The following is a 15,470-nucleotide window of genomic DNA, read 5'->3' on the forward strand; positions in this document are numbered from 1 at the left end:
ATGTCCCCGATCTCCCAGAATAGTTCATTCTAGATACGATCGACGGTATCATGAACGATACTGTCGACCAGTTCGCCCGTCGACGGAAGGGGCATGATGACCTTCGAGCGACTCGAAGTGGTCGAAGCGGTGAGTTGTGTTGCGTTCGCCGAGGTTGGGCTGCCCTTCAGCGGACCGGGCGCCGGCGCGGTACCCGCCTGGATTGCCGTCGACGTGGACCGGGTTCTGGATCGCCACAACCCCTGGGCGCGGCCATTCCCGCGCGGCCGTGGTTGAGGAGCACTACCTTCTGCTGCGTGAGCGTCTGGTCGGCGAGTTCGGATGTACTGCGCCACAGCGGGTCTCACCCGGAGATCACGCGCCCCGCTGCGTGTGAGTGCGTCCGAGATTCGGGACCGTCCCATGTCATCCGCGGGTTCGTGCCCGGTATTCGTTGAGACGGTGCCGCGATATGGGCCGTTGTCCGGTACAAGAGCAGCGACGAACGCGGGATCTCGAGGCAGTCCGGTTTCAGCGTTCGAGAGGACGGAGCCCGATCATTGTCCGGGCACTGGCGTAGGTGTAGCGCCCCTTCCCGTGTGCGGCGAGTTGACCGGGTTCGGTGAGGGCATCGAGATCGGCGTTCACGGCGAGAAACGGAATGTCCCACGCAATGGCGCCGGTTCGCGGGTCGACCGCCCAGAGTCCGGTGTGGTCGGACAGGACAACGGTGTGTCTGTCCCATCCCTGGATCGTGCCGAAGCGGGTGGTGTCGGTCCGCCACAGCCGGTGTCCGGTGCGTAAGTCCAGGCCGGTTGTGGTGTGCGCGTGGATGTCTCGCAGTAGTGCGATGTCGCCGAGAATTGCCGCCGCGGTGCCGGTCGTGGCATTGATGTTGTATTCGTTGGTCTCCCGGGGTGCGGAAATCAGGTCGGGGCTGTGCCATATCGGGCTGCCGGTGCGGCGGTCATGGGCGCTGTCGCCGAGCAGGACGGGGATGGTTTCGTCGGTGGGGAGGTCGATCGAAAGGGTTTGGGCGACTTCGCTATCGGTGGCGGCAATGGTGCGGCCCGTGCGGTCGAGGATGGTGCTGCCGGTGATCCTGTGGCCGCGGCATTCGGTTCGGGTGTGCACGACCAATGCGCCGCTGGTTGCGCCGGCGTCGGAGCATCCGTCCTGGGTCGCGCTCCAGGTCGGCTTCCCACTGGTGAGGTCGAACCCGGCGAGATCGACGCCGAGGGTGAATACACCCTGGCCGTGGGACACGTCCAAGGCGTCGGCGGGCAGATCTTCCCACGCGGTACCCATGCTGAACGCCTGGGACCAGTACGCATCCGGATCGGCGAGCGTTCCGGCATGGACGCGCACGTCATCGGATTCCACGTCACCCTCGGCGACATACACGCGATCGTCGAGGGTCGCGATGGCGAAGGGAAGCCAATCCGTCGGCGTGCGCGTGACCTCGCCGGTGGCAACGTCGTATCCGATCATTGCTTGGTCGGAAGTGAAGCATACGACCTGGTCGTCGACAGGGGTTGGCCCGCAACCGCGCAGGTCCGCGGCGGGGGTCCGCCAGCGCTGTGCACCGGTGCCGGCGTCGATGCCGACCAGCACAGGATCCCGCAGGTACATGCCATCGTCCGGCACACCGACCACCGTCACCAGCGTGTCCCCCGCGTCAACAAATCCTGGTCCGCCGGTATCGAATTCGGTGCCCGCCCTAGGGTCGCGGAACTCCGCGCCTGCTCGCCCGTAGGCGGCGGCGCTTGTCGACCACGCGAGGCCCGGAGCGGAGTCCGCGGTGCCGGTGATCTTGCGCGTGCTGTCCTCGGGTTGTGAGAGGACCACCACCGCACCGGCGCTGGTGATTACGGCCGCCGTGGCGGCGAGCACGAGGTTGCAAAGCCCGGGGATCGTTCTCATCGCGACACCTCGAGGCCCGGATTCAGGGCGATCTCCTCGAGTAGCGCGAACGGCAGAGGCTCGGCGGGGGCGTCGGCGGAGGTGACCTGGATCCGTGTCCCGGACTGGCGGGTGACGCTGACAGTGCGGGTCGTTCGCGGCGAGGGCGACGGCTCCATCAGCGTGCTTCGCCATTCGCGGGTCTCGACCACCGCCCCGTCCGGCAGCCGCCGTGACTCCACATGGGTCGCGCCGTCGTTCGATGAAGTATCAGGCTCCTGCGGGAGGGGCTGCCCGGTGCTGATCGCGACGCTCAACTGCGATTGCCGGCCGGGTGTGGTTACTCGAACCGCCTGGCACACCCCGCCCGTGCCCGCTGGTAGCAGCGCCCCCAGCGGCCGGTCGAGGGTCAAGCCGTCGAGCGGAATCTGTGCCAGCACCGCGTCCCATCGGCGGGCCTGGGCCTGATCGATCACAGCGGAGGATTCCGAGCCGATATGGCAGGACTCGGGCGGGCTCGGCGTTCCGGGCGGAACAGGCGCGCTGATGCGGAGTCCGGGGGCGATGACGAGCGCGACGAGATCATCGTTGGTCAAGGGGACGGCTCGGGCACGGCCGGTTGCGTCCGTGGCATCATCGGTGGCGTTCGCGTGGGCGACGGATCCGTCGGGCAGATAACCGGTGGCGGTGCGCGAAAGGGTACGAACCCCATTCGTCTCGTACCAGGTGTCATCGGTATCGACGATCGTGCCGTCGGGGAGGTGTCGCCTCTCGTCGAGGTTGCCGGCGACGCACGGCGGGATCGGCGTGGTGGACTTCCGAACGGTCACCGACAGCGTGCCCGCTCGGTCGCCGCGCAGCAGGGTGGCGTGCGCAGTGGTCCAGCCGCCGAGTCCCTTATCCTCCGTGGGATCGCCGAGGATCGGCTGGAACACCAGCGAGCGATCCACCGTTGCGAAGGCGATCTCGACATCACCGGGGAGCGCATCCTGCAGCACCTGCGTCATCGCGACGGCCTTGGGGCCGGAGAACCACGGATAGGACGGATTGTCGTATCCGTACGTGTCGAAGTAAGCCATCCCGATCGATTGCCCTTGCTGTGGGGGCTCGACGACATCACAACCCGGGATCTGCACCGGAAACGTGACCGGCGGAGTGACATAGGAGTATTCGGCGGCCGGATCCGGCGGCTCTGACGTGGTGGGGGTGACCGGTGCGGTCGTCAACTCCGGCTCCGGCTCGTGCAGCAGCCCGGCGATGAGAAAAGCGGTCGCCACGATCGCTACGCAGGTCAGACCCACCGTCCATCGGGTGACAGCGGGGGAAGGCGCGGTCGGTTCCTTGTCATCACCGGTTTCCATGTCCTGCATTGTGTCTGCCCTTACCGACATGCCCCACTCGCAGAGGGGTATCGGATGACAGCGATCCCAACCGCCGACCGCGCGCTCCGCGGGGTGATGGTGCGTTCGGCCGCACTCGGCCGGGCCCAGATGACCACAGCCCGTTGACCTTCGGGCGCGGCGCGTGGCCGGTTCTCTCAGCGCTCAACGCGGCACTGCAGCATGTTTCCGTAGCGCTGTTGTCGCGAGATCCAGCGGGAAGTTTCGGCTTGCTCCTGACGTAACGTCAGGTCCTAGCGTCGGCGGTACCAGCGCGAGGTGCGTCGGTGGAAGTGAGATGGAAGCGGATGGACGACGGGAATCGAGCAGGTCACCGGCTCTACACCGAAGCCGATGTCCAGCGCCTGTATCAGGTTGACGGTGTCGTCGACCCTGTCAAATTCTGTGGACCGGTTGAGATTGTTCATGCCGCGAGGGTTTGGGAGCGGCCGTGTCAGTGGTGTTCTCTACGCTGCCGTGCATGACCCGGTCCTGGACGCGACCGCACCAACACCTCCACCCTCCTCCCAGCCCCCTCTCCCGCGAGCTGGTCGGCACCGATCCTGATGGGGTGAACACTCGCCCCTCGTCTGGCGGCACGCTGCCCGTGGCGCCGCTACGCGAATCAACAGGTTGCCCGTGACGGAATCCATCCGTGGCCATCCATGCCTGGCGTGGGCAGTGACGACGCGCTCGTGGCTTCCCGGTCATCAGTTCGTCACCGGGGTCGTCGTCGGCGAGCAGGATGATGCCGGTGCGGGCACTGGGGTCGGCGTGGGCGAGGAAGTGGCCGGGTGCCAGCCGCCACCAGCGCTACGGCGGTGGACCCGAAGGGGCGGCAGCGTCTACGAAACAGTCTGCGTCGCAGCGTGTTCGGTCACCTCGCGGATCACCTCGGCGTAGCTGCGAAACAGGCGCGGTGGAGTGCGGGTGATCTCGATGGCGCGCAGCTGTGACCAGCATTCGGCCACCACTCGGCGCGCCCGAGTTCCCGCCCATGGCCGCGGCAGCAATTCCGGTGGCAGCAAGGGGTCCGGGTGCATTGCCCGGGTGAATTCCGCGGCCAGCTCGATCGTGCAGGTCACCAACTCCGTGTCGGAGAGTTCGGCAGCTCGCCGCAGCCGTCGCAGTCGGTGTTGTGCGACATCGAGGAGCCTGCGGTGACCTGCGGCGATATCGTCGAGCGGCCACAGGCGTGCGGCGATATCGCGTGGCGATTCGATCCGCCCGACCCGCAGCTCGCAGGTCGTGAAGGTGGTCAGGTGGTCGAGCACATCCAGCTCGGCCGCCAGTGATCGGAGCTGTCGCTCCCACGGATTCGCGCAGACGTACAAACCGCCCTGAATCGGTGCGCCACCGAGGTGGACAATGCCGTCACGTATCGAATCCCTTGCCTGCCTGGCCGTTTCGGGAATGGCGAAGGCGACGAGATGCCATGTGCCGTCCCATGGCGCCGCTCCGCGATCCTGCTCGAACATGTAGCGCACGTACTCCACATCCGGCGCCAGCGTGCTCTCGACCTCGGCGCTCGCACGCAGTATCGCCTTGCGGCCCCGGCCCTCCTGGGTGAACTGGCCGTCGATAACCAGACGCCGGACGCACAGCCGGATCTGCTGATCGCTCATTCCGAGCGCGTTCGCCACCGTGTAGAGCTCATCGGCGTCGATGGTGGCGTCCTCGCGGATCATGCTCTCCACCAGCACGCGTGTCGGTACTGCGGTGGTGTCGTCGGTGTTGTCGTCCACCCCTGACCTTTCGGCTCGGCAATCCTTCCGATCATAGTATGATCAGATTCCATACGACCGTTTATAGAATGAACGATTCGGAGATGTCATGGAACCCGAGCGCCTCCGATTGCCGCACCGTCGCCGCCGATGGCGGGTGCTCGGCGCGCTGATGACAGTGCTGGCGGTGCTCGCCGCGGCGGGCGGCTGGATCGTGTATCAGAACAGCTACGACCTGCGCGAGCGGCAAGTCACCATTCCGGGTGGGGCGCAGCCGCTCAACGGGGTGCTGGCGCTGCCGAAGGACAGTGTGGGCCCCTTCGGTCTGGTGGTCTTCATCCACGGCGACGGTCCCATCGACGCCACCCACGAGAGCTTCTATCGTCCGATGTGGGAGTCCTTCGCCCGAGCGGGCTACGCATCGTTGTCCTGGAACAAGCCCGGTGTCGCCGGCGCACCCGGAAACTGGCTGGATCAGAGCATGGACGATCGCGCGACCGAGGCCATCGCCGCGATCGCCTGGGCTCGAACCCGGCCGGAGATCGATCCGCAGCGCATCGGACTATGGGGTGCCAGCCAGGCAGGGTGGGTCCTGCCCAAGGTCGTGAACCGAGATCCGTTGCTGCGGTTCATGATCGCCGTCTCGCCCGCCGTCAACTGGCTCCAGCAAGGCCGCTACAACACCATCGCCGAACTCCATGCCGACCATGCCGACCAGGCCCGGATCGATGCGGCACTGGCAGACAGAGAACGCAGGCTGCGACTGCTGCGCGCCGGCGCGACCTTCGAACAAGCTGACGCCACCGGCGAACTCCCGCCCGACATGACACCCGACCGCTGGCGCTTCGCCCAGAAGAACTACCTCGCCGACGCCTCCGCCGACCTCGCCGAAACACACATCCCCACCCTGCTGATCCTCGCCGACCACGACATCAACGTCGACATCGCCGACACCGAAACCACCTACCGCAGACTGATCCCCGACCCTGCCCTGCTCCATGTACAGCACTATCCCGACGCAACACACTCACTGATACGCAAGGACATCGAGACCAGCACCATGAAGACCACCATTGTCGCCATCGTTGCGCCCCGCTCACTGTTCACCGCCGGCTTCCTGGCCAACCAACGCAGCTACCTCGAGCAATTCCGCTGAGGAACCGCGTCTTCCCGGGACATGAGCGTGCGGCTTCTCTGGTGGACTTGCCGCAGCCATGTCCGGCTCGCCTGCGTCGGCGGGCGTCCATGTGTGCGGCAGGCTCCGGCCGAGTTGCGCGAAAGTCCTACAACCGGAAGGTCAGTCGTTGGGGGCTGAGGTAGTCGACCGGGTCGTGCAGTGCACGCAATTCCGGGCGCTTTCCTGGTGGGAGGCGGGACAGTTCTTCGTGCAGCGGGGCGTCGTAGGTGGCGGCGGAGGCGGTCAGACCGGGTAGCCAGTTGTCGTGATGGCTCGGAACGAACAGGGTGGGGCGCAGGGATTCGATGTAGCGGCGGGGGTCTCGGAGGCCGTTGGTGAGTTGGTTGTAGCCCTGGATGGCGCCGATTTGGACGTCGGTGGGTGGGAGGCCGGCGAGGACGTCGAAGACGTGGGGGGCGTTCTCGGTGAGGGGACCCGCGGAGTCGTGCCAGACCAGGGAGAAGCCGGGGACGCGGAATTGGTAGAGCAGGACGCCGTTTTCCTGGTCGCGCAGGCGCGGCAGATTCTGCAGGACGCCGTCGAGGGTGGGTGGGTATTGGACGATCGCGCACAGATCCGGCAGCGGGAAGAAGGGGGACGAGGGGTCGGTGCGGTCGGGAGCCGTTGGGGCGGAATGCAAGTGTCGGATGGCAGTGACCGCAACAGTGCCGACAGTGAATTCGTGTCGCTCTCCGATGAGGGTGTTCGCGTCACCCAGAGCGACGGTCGGGAAGGACGGGGCCGACACCTGGGCTCGGATGGTGGCGCAGTGTTCAGCGGTGCCGTGCACGACCGCGCCGGAGGCCTGCGCGATCCGGCCTGCGTCACCGGCGTGGTCGAAGTGCCCGTGCCCGATGAAGATTGCCTCGGGACGTAGATCCGCCAGATCTTGCGGGGTGGCGGGGACGTAGCCGGAACTGGTCAGTCGCGGGACCCACGCGTCGAGCAGCAGCACCGAGCCGCCGAGGGCCAACGCATAGGTGGTGCAGCCGACCCACGACAGCGCCACCCGATCGGCACGCACCGCGCCGGTGTCCGGGTCCACGATGTCCGCGCCGAAGAAACGCTGACGTGCCGCCACCGTTCGGGCGCCGGCAGGTTCGGCGGATGCTTCGAGGCGGCCCGCGGCAATCAGTGCGGCGGCGCCGAAGGCGCCGCCGAGCATGGTGCGCCGACCGATCAGGACACGCGGATGAATCTTGGACACGTGTGTACCAGATCACGGAATCACAGCACGGGCAAGAGCTCCTGACCGAGGACTCGGGCGAGTCGAACAGGACCTACAGATGCACGCCCAGCAGGGCATCCACCGCCGTGGCGACCAAGGTAGGAGCGTCGCGGTTCGCACCACCGTATTCGAGGGCCTGGTTGGCCCAGTTGTCCACGGCGGCCAAGGCTTTCGGGGTGTCGAGGTCGTCGGCCAGGTGCTGGCGCAGGCGGGCGATCGTGTCCTCGGCGGCCGGACCGGAATCCAGGGACGTCGTGCGCCGCCACAGGTCAAGGCGCTGGATGGCCGCCGCGAGGACGGTGTCGGTCCACATGCGGTCCTGGCGGTAGTGACCGGCGAGCAGGCCGAGGCGGATAGCGGCGGGGTCGGTGCCCGCGCGGCGCAGCTTGGAGACCAGCACCAGGTTGCCCTTGGATTTCGACATCTTCTCGCCGTCAAGGCCGATCAGACCGGCGTGCACGTAGTGGCGGGCGAAGCGGCGCCCGGCGATGAGGGCTTCGGCGTGGGCGGCGGAGTACTCGTGGTGCGGGTAGATCAGGTCGCTGCCACCGCCCTGGACGTCGAATTCGGGGCCGACACGGTTGAGTGCGATCGCCGCACACTCGATGTGCCAGCCGGGACGGCCCGCGCCGAAGGGGGCGGGCCAGGACGGTTCGTCGGGGCGGGCCGCGCGCCACAGCAGCGCGTCGATGGTGTCGCGTTTGCCGGGGCGGGCCGGGTCGCCGCCGCGTTCGGCGAACAGCCGGTCCATGGTTTCGCGGTCGTAGCCGGATTCGTAGCCGAACTGCTCGGTGGCGTCGGCGCGGAAGTAGATGTCGGGGAATTCGGCGTCGTCGACGACATAGGCCGCACCGGAGGCCAGCAGCTTCTGTACGAGCTCCACGACCTCGTCGACGGACTCGATGGCGCCGATGTAGTCGCGCGGCGGCACGATCCGCAGTGCGGACATGTCCTCACGGAACAGATCGATCTCGCGGGTGCCCAGATCACGCCAGTCCAGGCCGTCGCGGGCGGCTCGTTCGAACAGCGGGTCGTCGACATCGGTCACGTTTTGCACATAGTGCACATCGTGGCCCGCGTCCCGCCACAACCGGTTGACCAGGTCGAAGGTCAGGTAAGTTGCCGCGTGCCCGAGATGGGTGGCGTCGTAGGGAGTGATCCCGCAGACGTACATGGTGGCGGTCGGGCCGGGGGTGACCGGCCGGACCTGTCGGTCGGCGGTGTCGAACAACCGCAACGGTGGCCCTGCTCCGGGGATGGTGGGTAGGGCGGTATCGGACCAGGACTGCATGATTCGAGGGTAAGGGTGTGGTCGAGATCATCGGCCTTCGCCCCGTCTGATTCGCGACGTAGCACACCCTCATGGCGGGTTGCGACCTGCGCGAATGTTACGACCGGCAGATGTCAAGGTTTTCGCGCTCGCTGGTTCGATGCGAAGCGCGACCGAGTTGCGAGGTCGGCGAACCGGGCGAATCGGGTTCTCGCAATCACCGAGCAGCCGCGCTGTCGGCTGTCGGGGCGGCTCGATCGAGCCCAGCTGTCGGTGCCCGGAGCTATCGTGACCGGATGACTGTCCTCGGTGCCGTCTCGCTCCCCCAGATCCCTCCGGAACATCTTGCCGCAGTGAGCAATGCGGCGGAAGACAGCGGTCTCGACGAACTCTGGCTGTGGGAGGACTGCTTCTGGGGCGGTGGCATCGCGGCCGCCGCGACGGTGCTGGCGCGGACCGAGCGAGTGCGCGTCGGCATCGGCGTGCTGCCGGTGCCATTGCGCAATGTTGCACTGGCTGCCATGGAGGTCGCCGCGCTGCTGCGGCTGCACCCGGGACGGATCATGCCGGGATTCGGGCATGGAGTGCAGGAATGGATGGCGCAGGTCGGCGCCGGCGTCGAGTCACCGATGACATTGCTGCGTGAACAACTCGGCGCGCTGCGCGGGTTGCTCAACGGTGAAACAGTGACTGCCGCGGGCCGCTATGTGCGGCTGGACAAGGTCGCGCTGGACTGGCCGCCCACCATGCCCGCGCCGATCCTGGCCGCCGCGAGCGGGCCTCGCACCCTACGGCTGTCCGGAGAGCTCGCCGACGGCACGATCCTCACCTCACGCACCGCCCCGGACGGCGTGCGTGTGGCGCGGGCTCTCATCGATGAAGGGCGCGCTGTAGCCGGTCGGACCGAACCTCATCAGGTGATCGTGTACCTGGCCGCGGCAACCGGACCGGACGCGGCCGCACGCCTGGCGGCGAAGGCCCGGCACAACGAATTCCAGGAGGGTGCTGGCGTCGCGGGCGACCCCGATGCCATCGCGGACGCGGTGCGCCGATACGTGGCCGCCGGCGCGGACACCGTCGTGCTCGAGCCGACCGACGACGACTCGGATCTGGTGGAGTTCGTCCGTTTCGTCGGCGAGAAAGTGCGTCCGCTGCTCGGCTGAGTCCTCAGCGCACCTGCTCGGCCCGCGACATCCTGCCCGCGACCGGTGTGCACAAACGGTTGCCGTCAGCGCAGTCGACGCCCGTCGACCAACGTGGCTCTATCCCCGAACGCGAAGGGATGCGGCTCGCATTCGGCAATGAAATCGCCGGGGAACCCGAGCGCGAACGGTGCCGCGGCCTCCAGCCGTCGCACCGCGTCGTCGGAGAGCGTGAGCTCGACCGCGCCCAGATTGTCGATGAGCTGCGCGACACTGCTGACACCGATGATCGGCACTACCGCCGCGGACCTGTGCCGGAGCCAGGCCAGCGCCACCTGAGCGGGACTCGCCCCCACTTCGGCGGCGACCGCTGCGACGGCGGCGGACGCGGCACGATCGCGCGGGGTCAGCGTGGCCTCGTCGACCCGGCGTCCACTTGTTGCGCCCGCGAGCAAGCCGCGCGCGAGCGGACCCCATACGGTGACAGTCATTCCGAAGGATTCGGCCATCGGCAGCAGTTCCCGCTCGATATCGCGCTGTAGCAGGTTGTAGGGCACCTGCAGGCCGGCGAACGGCGTCCGATCACGCCATTGCGCCAGGGTGTTGGCGCGGGCGACCACCCAGGCCGGGGCGTCGGAGATGCCGACGTAGAGGATTTTGCCTGCGCGGACCGCGTCGTCGAGTGCGCGCATCGTTTCCTCTATCGGGGTGTGCCGGTCCCACAGGTGCACCCAGTAGATGTCGATGTAGTCGGTGCGAAGCCGCCGCAGGCTCTGCTCGAGGGACAGCACGAGATTCTTGCGGTGGTTGCCTGCGGCATTGAGGTCACCGGTGTCACGCGACAGGGTGTATTTGGTGCCGATGACGAAACGGTCGCGTCGTTGGATGACCGAACCGAGCAGGTTCTCCCCGTCGCCGTAGGCCGATGCGGTGTCCAGGACATTGCCGCCCGCGTCGGCATAGGCGTCGATGATGCGTCGGCTTTCCTCGGCGTCCTCGAAACCCATTGTGCCCAAGACGAGTTCGGAGATTCGCAAGCCGGTCGAGCCGAAGAGTCGGTATCGCATGTGCCCAGTCTTGTACACCGCGTGGTCTCGCAGGGAGACCCTGCGGGGGCCACCCTGACGCTCAGAAGGCGGGCCAGGGAATCGGGCGGGAGGTGCGCGGCACCGGCATCACCGGGTCGTCCAACAGCTGCTGGGTCCGATCGGCGAGTGCTTTGATCTCGGTGTCGGTGAGGTGCGGGGCGAGCGCGTCGGCGACTCGGCCGGGCAGCGCCTTCGCGAAGGCGGTGATGTCGTCGATCAGATCTTTCCCGACGCCGCGGCCGGCCCATCCCCACAGCACCGTGCGGAGTTTGTGCTCGCTGTGCAGGCAGATGCCGTGGTCGACGCCGTAGACCTCGCCGTCGGTGCCCTCCAGGGCGTGTCCACCCTTGCGGTCGGCATTGTTGAGCAGTATGTCCAGTACCGCCATGCGCTGCAGGCGTGGATCGTCGGCGTGGATCAGCGACACTTCGTTGCCCGCCGGGTCTTGGGCGCGTAGCACTTCGCAGAACCCGTCCGGGACCGCGCCCGCCGGGACCAGGTCGATCAGGTCGAGGCGGTTGCCCTGCTCGGTGTGGTTGTCCACCGCGTCTACCCAGCGCTGCACCATGCCGGGGCCGTAGGGGCCATCGCGCAGGATGGTTTCCGGGATGACGCCCCAACCGAGCGCATCCGAGATGAGATACGAGGCCACCTCGCGGCCGGCGAGGGTGCCGTCGGGGAAATCCCACAGCGGCTGCTCACCGCGCACCGGTTTGTACACCACACGCAACGGCGAACCGTCCGGGCCTGCGGTGCCCGGCACATCACAGACCAGGGTGACATTGCTTGCGACGGTCACCCGTCCGATCACCGTCAAGTCGGCGGTGTGCCACGCAGCCACGGGCTACTCCTCCAGCTCGGCCGCGCCGAAAATATCCCCGCGCTTGTATCCGTTGGTGCGCACACACATGTGGCCGCGCGCCGAGAGCGGTTCACCGCATAGCGGGCACGGCGGACGCCCCGCCGCGATGACACGGGTCGAGCGCAGCGCGAACTCCCGCGCCTGGATCGGGGTCAGGAAAACCCGCACCGCGTCCGGGCCTTCCTCGGTGTCGTCGAGCACGACTGATTCGTCGACCTCGGTCTCGGTGATCGCGAGCAGCTCCACCACCACGGCACCCGCATCGGCGTCCCAGCCCAAGCCCATGGTGCCGACCCGGAATTCCGCATCGACCGGCGTCACCAATGGGTCGACGTCGGCCACATCATCGGCCTGCGGCGGCACCTCGGCGCCGAAGCGGCGCGCGACCTCGTCCAACAGCAGACCCATGCGGTCAGCGAGCACCTTTACCTGCTGCTTCTCCAGCAGCACGCTGACAACGCGCGGTTCCTGCACGGCCTGCAAATAGAACGAACGATCGCCCGGCTCACCGACAGTCCCGGCGACGAAACGATCGGGGGTGCGGAATACATGGATTGCGCGTGACACATGCACCTCCTGATACGTGACCCTGATCGACTACCCGCGGCGCACAGACATTCAACACGCCGACTACTCGTTTACAAGGAATCTCGACGCTCCGCATTCCCATTATCCGCACTTCCGGTACCACCAAGCTCCCCGCCGGGAACGGGACCGGAGGTATCGACCGGTTCGGCGTCCCCCGCGGAGCGGGAATCGGCTACCGGCCGTAGCGGATTGGACGCCGCCAGCGCCGAAAGGTCGGTCCCGGTGTCGTTGACACGCCACACATACGGCGCGGTCGGGGTATAGCGAACGACACTGATCGACGCAGGCTCCACCACGATGCGCTGGAAACCGTCCAAATGGATGCCGAACGCGTCGGCGAGCACCGACTTGATGACATCACCGTGCGAGCACGCGACCCACAGCACGTCGTGGCCGTGCTGCTCGGCGAATTTCCGGTCGAGCTCGCGGATCGCGGCTACCGCGCGGGCCTGTACCTGCGCGAGGCCTTCCCCGCCGGGGAACACCGCGCCGGAGGCATGCCGCTGCACAACCTTCCACAGCGGTTCGGTCAGCAGATCGGCCAGTAGCTTGCCGGTCCAGTCGCCATAGTCGACCTCGATCAGCCGGTCGTCGTATTCCGGTTCCAGGTCCAGCTTCTCCGCGAGCGGTGCGACAGTGCGCTGGCAGCGCAGCAGCGGCGAGTGCACGATGTGCTCGATGGGCAGTGCGGCCAGCCGGTCGGCGAGCGCCCTGGCTTGCTCGTTGCCGTGTTCGGTCAGGTCGACGCCTTGGCTGCGGCCCGCGAGGGTGCGGGCGGTGTTCGAGGTCGACACACCGTGTCGCAGCAGGATTACCGTCATGCGGCCAGCCTAATGGGCGGTATCGGACGCAGTCCGTTGGCGATCATGTCGCCGACACCACCCCGCCGGCAAGCAGACCCATCACGGTCAGGCCGAGCACGATGCGGTAGCCGACGAACCAGTCCAGGGAGTGCTTGGCGACGAATTTGAGCAGCCAGGCGACCGAGGCGTAGCCGACGACGAACGCCACGATCGTGGCAACGAGCAGCTGAGGGCCGCTGGCATTGAGTCCTTCCCCGGCCGGTGCGAACGCGTCGGGCAGGCTGAACAGGCCGGATGCGGTCACCGCGGGAATAGCGAGCAGGAACGAGAACCGCACAGCGGCTTCACGCTCGAGCCCGAGGAACAGACCGGCAGTCGCGGTGGCGCCGGAGCGCGACACACCCGGGATCAACGCGAGGCATTGGGCGAAGCCCATGACGAGCCCGTCGCGGGTGGTCAGTTGCTCGATCGGGCGGATCTTGCGTCCGTAGTACTCGCCGGCGGCGATGACCAGCGCGAACGCGATCAGCATGAACGACACCAGCCACAGGTTGCGGGCACCGGTGCGGATCTGATCTTTGAAGAGGAAACCGAGTACGCCGATCGGGATGGTCGCGATGATCACATACCAGCCGATGCGGTAGTCGAGCTCGCGCTGTGCGTCGTCGTCGAGGACCATGGGAGCCCCCGGGCGCATGACGGGAAGCTTCGTAGTGACCTGGTCGGTGAGCGGAACGGTTTGCCTGGCGGACCCGTTCACCTTGCTCAGCAGAGTGGTAAACCAGGCGCACACGATGCGCCAGATGTCCTTGGCGAAATACACCAGTACCGCGGCCTCGGTGCCCAGTTGGGTCACCGCGGTGAACGAGGCGCCCGCGTCGTCGCCGAAGAACACCGCCGATACGATGCGCAGATGCGCCGAGGAGGAAATCGGCAGAAACTCTGTGAGTCCCTGCACCAAACCGAGTACCAGCGCCTGTACCCAGGTCATGGACTCGCCGACCACGCACCCTCCTCCGCTTCTGCCCGAAATATCCGTTCCGGCTGGGCAATTGGTCTATGGGCGGGTCGCACTGACATGATCACCGCCGCAATCACGCAGCGACAGTACAGTGTCGAGCTGAGGATCGGGTGCCGGGGCGATGACGCGACCACGGTCGGAGGGGCCCCGCGACACGCGGCGGCGGCATAGATGCGACGCACAGTGCAGGTGACCGCCCGCATCCGCTCGCACGCTCTAGGCTTGGCGCCGTGACGAAATCGCGGACACGGTGATGGAACAGCGGACGGTCGGTCGCAGTGGCCTACGGGTGTCCCGGATAGGTTTGGCGACCCACACGTGGGGTTCGAATACGGATGCCGACGAGGCGGCCGTGCAGCTGGTGGCTTTCACCGATGCGGGCGGCACCCTGGTGGACACTTCCCCCGCCTACGGCGGTGGTGCGGCGCAACGGATCCTGGCCGACCTGCTCGGTGACCTGGTGTCGCGTGACGATCTGGTGCTCAGTGGCTGTGCCGGTGTGCTGCCGAGGATTTCGCCCGCGCCCGCGGGTCCGCCCGCGCCGGAACCGGCCCGCCCGACGGTGGATACCTCGCGACGCACGCTGCTGCGTCAGCTCGATCGGACACTGCTCGAGCTCGGCACCGATTACCTCGATATCTGGAACGTCGCCGCCTGGGATCCGCGGACTCCGCTCGACGAGGTTGCGGCGACCCTCGAATATGTGGTGCGCTCGGGACGGGTCCGGTACGCGGGCGTGCGCGGGTTCGGCGCCTGGCAGTTGGCCAGTCTCGCCGCTATCGCGCCGATCGCCGCCGCGCAGGCGCCGTATTCGCTGCTTGCGCGCGGCACCGAAAGTGCCTTCCTGCCCGCGGCGGACCATCACGGAGTCGGATTGATCGCGTCCGCACCGTTGGCGGGTGGCATCCTCACCGGCAAATACCGCGACGGCGTGCCCGCCGACTCGCGCGGCGCGGACGAGGCCACCGCCGCCGAAATCCGCCACCGGCTCGACGAGCGCGCCACCCGGGTGGTGGACGCGCTGGTCACCGCCGCCGACGGCCTGGCGACTTCGCCGCTCGCGGTCGCACTGGCGTGGATTCGGGATCGTCCCGGCGTCTCGAGCATGATCGTCGGCGCTCGCGATATCGGGCAGCTGACCGGGGTGCTTGCCGCGGAAGCCCTCGAACTACCGAGAGCCATCGCGGCCGCTCTGGACGACGTCAGTGCACGCACGGAATGACGCAAGTTAGCCTTGCCTGCATGAGGTTTGCGACGTCGAGGCATTCAGCTTGTCGGGCGCGCTCGTCCGAGCCCGTACGGACACG

General features: G+C 67.2%; 15 protein-coding genes. 4 read left to right on the forward strand and 11 right to left on the reverse strand.

Features of this window, described 5'->3' with window-relative positions:
- Positions 1-93 precede the first annotated feature (93 nt).
- Positions 94-276 carry a hypothetical protein gene (locus ACFQZZ_RS01090; protein WP_378672482.1) on the forward strand — a complete coding sequence of 61 codons (183 nt, stop codon included), beginning with the start codon at positions 94-96 and terminating at the stop codon, positions 274-276.
- 234 nt (positions 277-510) lie between these two features.
- Here ACFQZZ_RS01090 and ACFQZZ_RS01095 read toward each other — a convergent pair whose 3' ends face one another.
- From ACFQZZ_RS01095 to ACFQZZ_RS01110, 4 genes are all read right to left on the reverse strand, one after another.
- Entirely contained in the window at positions 511-1,902 is a 1,392-nt protein-coding gene (locus ACFQZZ_RS01095) for a PQQ-binding-like beta-propeller repeat protein (RefSeq protein WP_378672485.1), read from the reverse strand.
- Positions 1,899-3,242, reverse strand: a complete 1,344-nt coding sequence (locus tag ACFQZZ_RS01100) for a hypothetical protein (RefSeq protein ID WP_378672487.1) — start codon at positions 3,240-3,242, stop codon at positions 1,899-1,901. Before ACFQZZ_RS01100 ends, ACFQZZ_RS01095 begins: the two co-directional genes overlap by 4 nt.
- Before the next feature lie 272 nt (positions 3,243-3,514).
- On the reverse strand, positions 3,515-3,688 hold the full coding sequence (locus ACFQZZ_RS01105; protein ID WP_378672489.1) for a hypothetical protein: 174 nt from the start codon (positions 3,686-3,688) through the stop codon (positions 3,515-3,517).
- Between the two features lie 417 nt (positions 3,689-4,105).
- Positions 4,106-4,948 carry a PaaX family transcriptional regulator C-terminal domain-containing protein gene (locus tag ACFQZZ_RS01110; RefSeq protein ID WP_378673204.1) on the reverse strand — a complete coding sequence of 281 codons (843 nt, stop codon included), beginning with the start codon at positions 4,946-4,948 and terminating at the stop codon, positions 4,106-4,108.
- A 193-nt stretch (positions 4,949-5,141) separates the two neighbouring features.
- Between ACFQZZ_RS01110 and ACFQZZ_RS01115 the strand changes: the two genes are divergently transcribed.
- On the forward strand, positions 5,142-6,140 hold the full coding sequence (locus ACFQZZ_RS01115) for an alpha/beta hydrolase family protein (protein WP_378673207.1): 999 nt from the start codon (positions 5,142-5,144) through the stop codon (positions 6,138-6,140).
- Between the two features lie 127 nt (positions 6,141-6,267).
- Here ACFQZZ_RS01115 and ACFQZZ_RS01120 read toward each other — a convergent pair whose 3' ends face one another.
- Entirely contained in the window at positions 6,268-7,368 is a 1,101-nt protein-coding gene (locus ACFQZZ_RS01120; protein ID WP_378672492.1) for an MBL fold metallo-hydrolase, read from the reverse strand.
- A gap of 73 nt (positions 7,369-7,441) precedes the next feature.
- Positions 7,442-8,680, reverse strand: coding sequence for a cysteine--1-D-myo-inosityl 2-amino-2-deoxy-alpha-D-glucopyranoside ligase (gene mshC / locus ACFQZZ_RS01125; RefSeq protein WP_378672495.1), 1,239 nt, complete (start codon positions 8,678-8,680; stop codon positions 7,442-7,444).
- A 275-nt stretch (positions 8,681-8,955) separates the two neighbouring features.
- Here mshC and ACFQZZ_RS01130 point away from each other — a divergent pair, with 275 nt between their 5' ends.
- Entirely contained in the window at positions 8,956-9,822 is an 867-nt protein-coding gene (locus ACFQZZ_RS01130; protein WP_378672497.1) for an LLM class flavin-dependent oxidoreductase, read from the forward strand.
- Between the two features lie 65 nt (positions 9,823-9,887).
- Here the strand turns inward: ACFQZZ_RS01130 and ACFQZZ_RS01135 are convergent, their stop codons facing one another.
- From ACFQZZ_RS01135 to ACFQZZ_RS01155, 5 genes are all read right to left on the reverse strand, one after another.
- Positions 9,888-10,868 carry an aldo/keto reductase gene (locus tag ACFQZZ_RS01135; RefSeq protein ID WP_378672500.1) on the reverse strand — a complete coding sequence of 327 codons (981 nt, stop codon included), beginning with the start codon at positions 10,866-10,868 and terminating at the stop codon, positions 9,888-9,890.
- 61 nt (positions 10,869-10,929) lie between these two features.
- Positions 10,930-11,730: an SCO1664 family protein gene (locus tag ACFQZZ_RS01140; RefSeq protein WP_378672503.1), complete on the reverse strand. Its 801-nt coding sequence runs from the start codon at positions 11,728-11,730 to the stop codon at positions 10,930-10,932.
- A 3-nt stretch (positions 11,731-11,733) separates the two neighbouring features.
- Complete coding sequence (locus ACFQZZ_RS01145; RefSeq protein ID WP_328400927.1) at positions 11,734-12,318, reverse strand: DUF3090 domain-containing protein; 585 nt, start codon at positions 12,316-12,318, stop codon at positions 11,734-11,736.
- 71 nt (positions 12,319-12,389) lie between these two features.
- Positions 12,390-13,160 (reverse strand): histidine phosphatase family protein, encoded by a 771-nt coding sequence (locus ACFQZZ_RS01150; RefSeq protein WP_378672507.1) that lies wholly within the window; start codon positions 13,158-13,160, stop codon positions 12,390-12,392.
- Positions 13,161-13,203: 43 nt separating this feature from the next.
- Entirely contained in the window at positions 13,204-14,133 is a 930-nt protein-coding gene (locus tag ACFQZZ_RS01155; protein ID WP_378673210.1) for an undecaprenyl-diphosphate phosphatase, read from the reverse strand.
- Positions 14,134-14,416: 283 nt separating this feature from the next.
- On the opposite strand from ACFQZZ_RS01155, the gene ACFQZZ_RS01160 reads away from it, so the two are divergent.
- Complete coding sequence (locus tag ACFQZZ_RS01160) at positions 14,417-15,385, forward strand: aldo/keto reductase (RefSeq protein ID WP_378672509.1); 969 nt, start codon at positions 14,417-14,419, stop codon at positions 15,383-15,385.
- Positions 15,386-15,470 lie beyond the last annotated feature (85 nt).

Origin of the sequence: Nocardia sp. GCM10030253 (assembly GCF_042675075.1) — a bacterium.
Classification (GTDB): domain Bacteria; phylum Actinomycetota; class Actinomycetes; order Mycobacteriales; family Mycobacteriaceae; genus Nocardia.

Coding starts and splice junctions, on each gene's coding strand:
- ACFQZZ_RS01090 (WP_378672482.1), top strand. CDS start 94: ATGATGACCTTCGAGCGACTCGAAGTGGTCGAAGCGGTGAGTTGTGTT.
- ACFQZZ_RS01095 (WP_378672485.1), bottom strand. CDS start 1,902: ATGAGAACGATCCCCGGGCTTTGCAACCTCGTGCTCGCCGCCACGGCG.
- ACFQZZ_RS01100 (WP_378672487.1), bottom strand. CDS start 3,242: ATGGAAACCGGTGATGACAAGGAACCGACCGCGCCTTCCCCCGCTGTC.
- ACFQZZ_RS01105 (WP_378672489.1), bottom strand. CDS start 3,688: ATGAACAATCTCAACCGGTCCACAGAATTTGACAGGGTCGACGACACC.
- ACFQZZ_RS01110 (WP_378673204.1), bottom strand. CDS start 4,948: ATGATCCGCGAGGACGCCACCATCGACGCCGATGAGCTCTACACGGTG.
- mshC (WP_378672495.1), bottom strand. CDS start 8,680: ATGCAGTCCTGGTCCGATACCGCCCTACCCACCATCCCCGGAGCAGGG.
- ACFQZZ_RS01130 (WP_378672497.1), top strand. CDS start 8,956: ATGACTGTCCTCGGTGCCGTCTCGCTCCCCCAGATCCCTCCGGAACAT.
- ACFQZZ_RS01135 (WP_378672500.1), bottom strand. CDS start 10,868: ATGCGATACCGACTCTTCGGCTCGACCGGCTTGCGAATCTCCGAACTC.
- ACFQZZ_RS01150 (WP_378672507.1), bottom strand. CDS start 13,160: ATGACGGTAATCCTGCTGCGACACGGTGTGTCGACCTCGAACACCGCC.
- ACFQZZ_RS01155 (WP_378673210.1), bottom strand. CDS start 14,133: ATGACCTGGGTACAGGCGCTGGTACTCGGTTTGGTGCAGGGACTCACA.
- ACFQZZ_RS01160 (WP_378672509.1), top strand. CDS start 14,417: ATGGAACAGCGGACGGTCGGTCGCAGTGGCCTACGGGTGTCCCGGATA.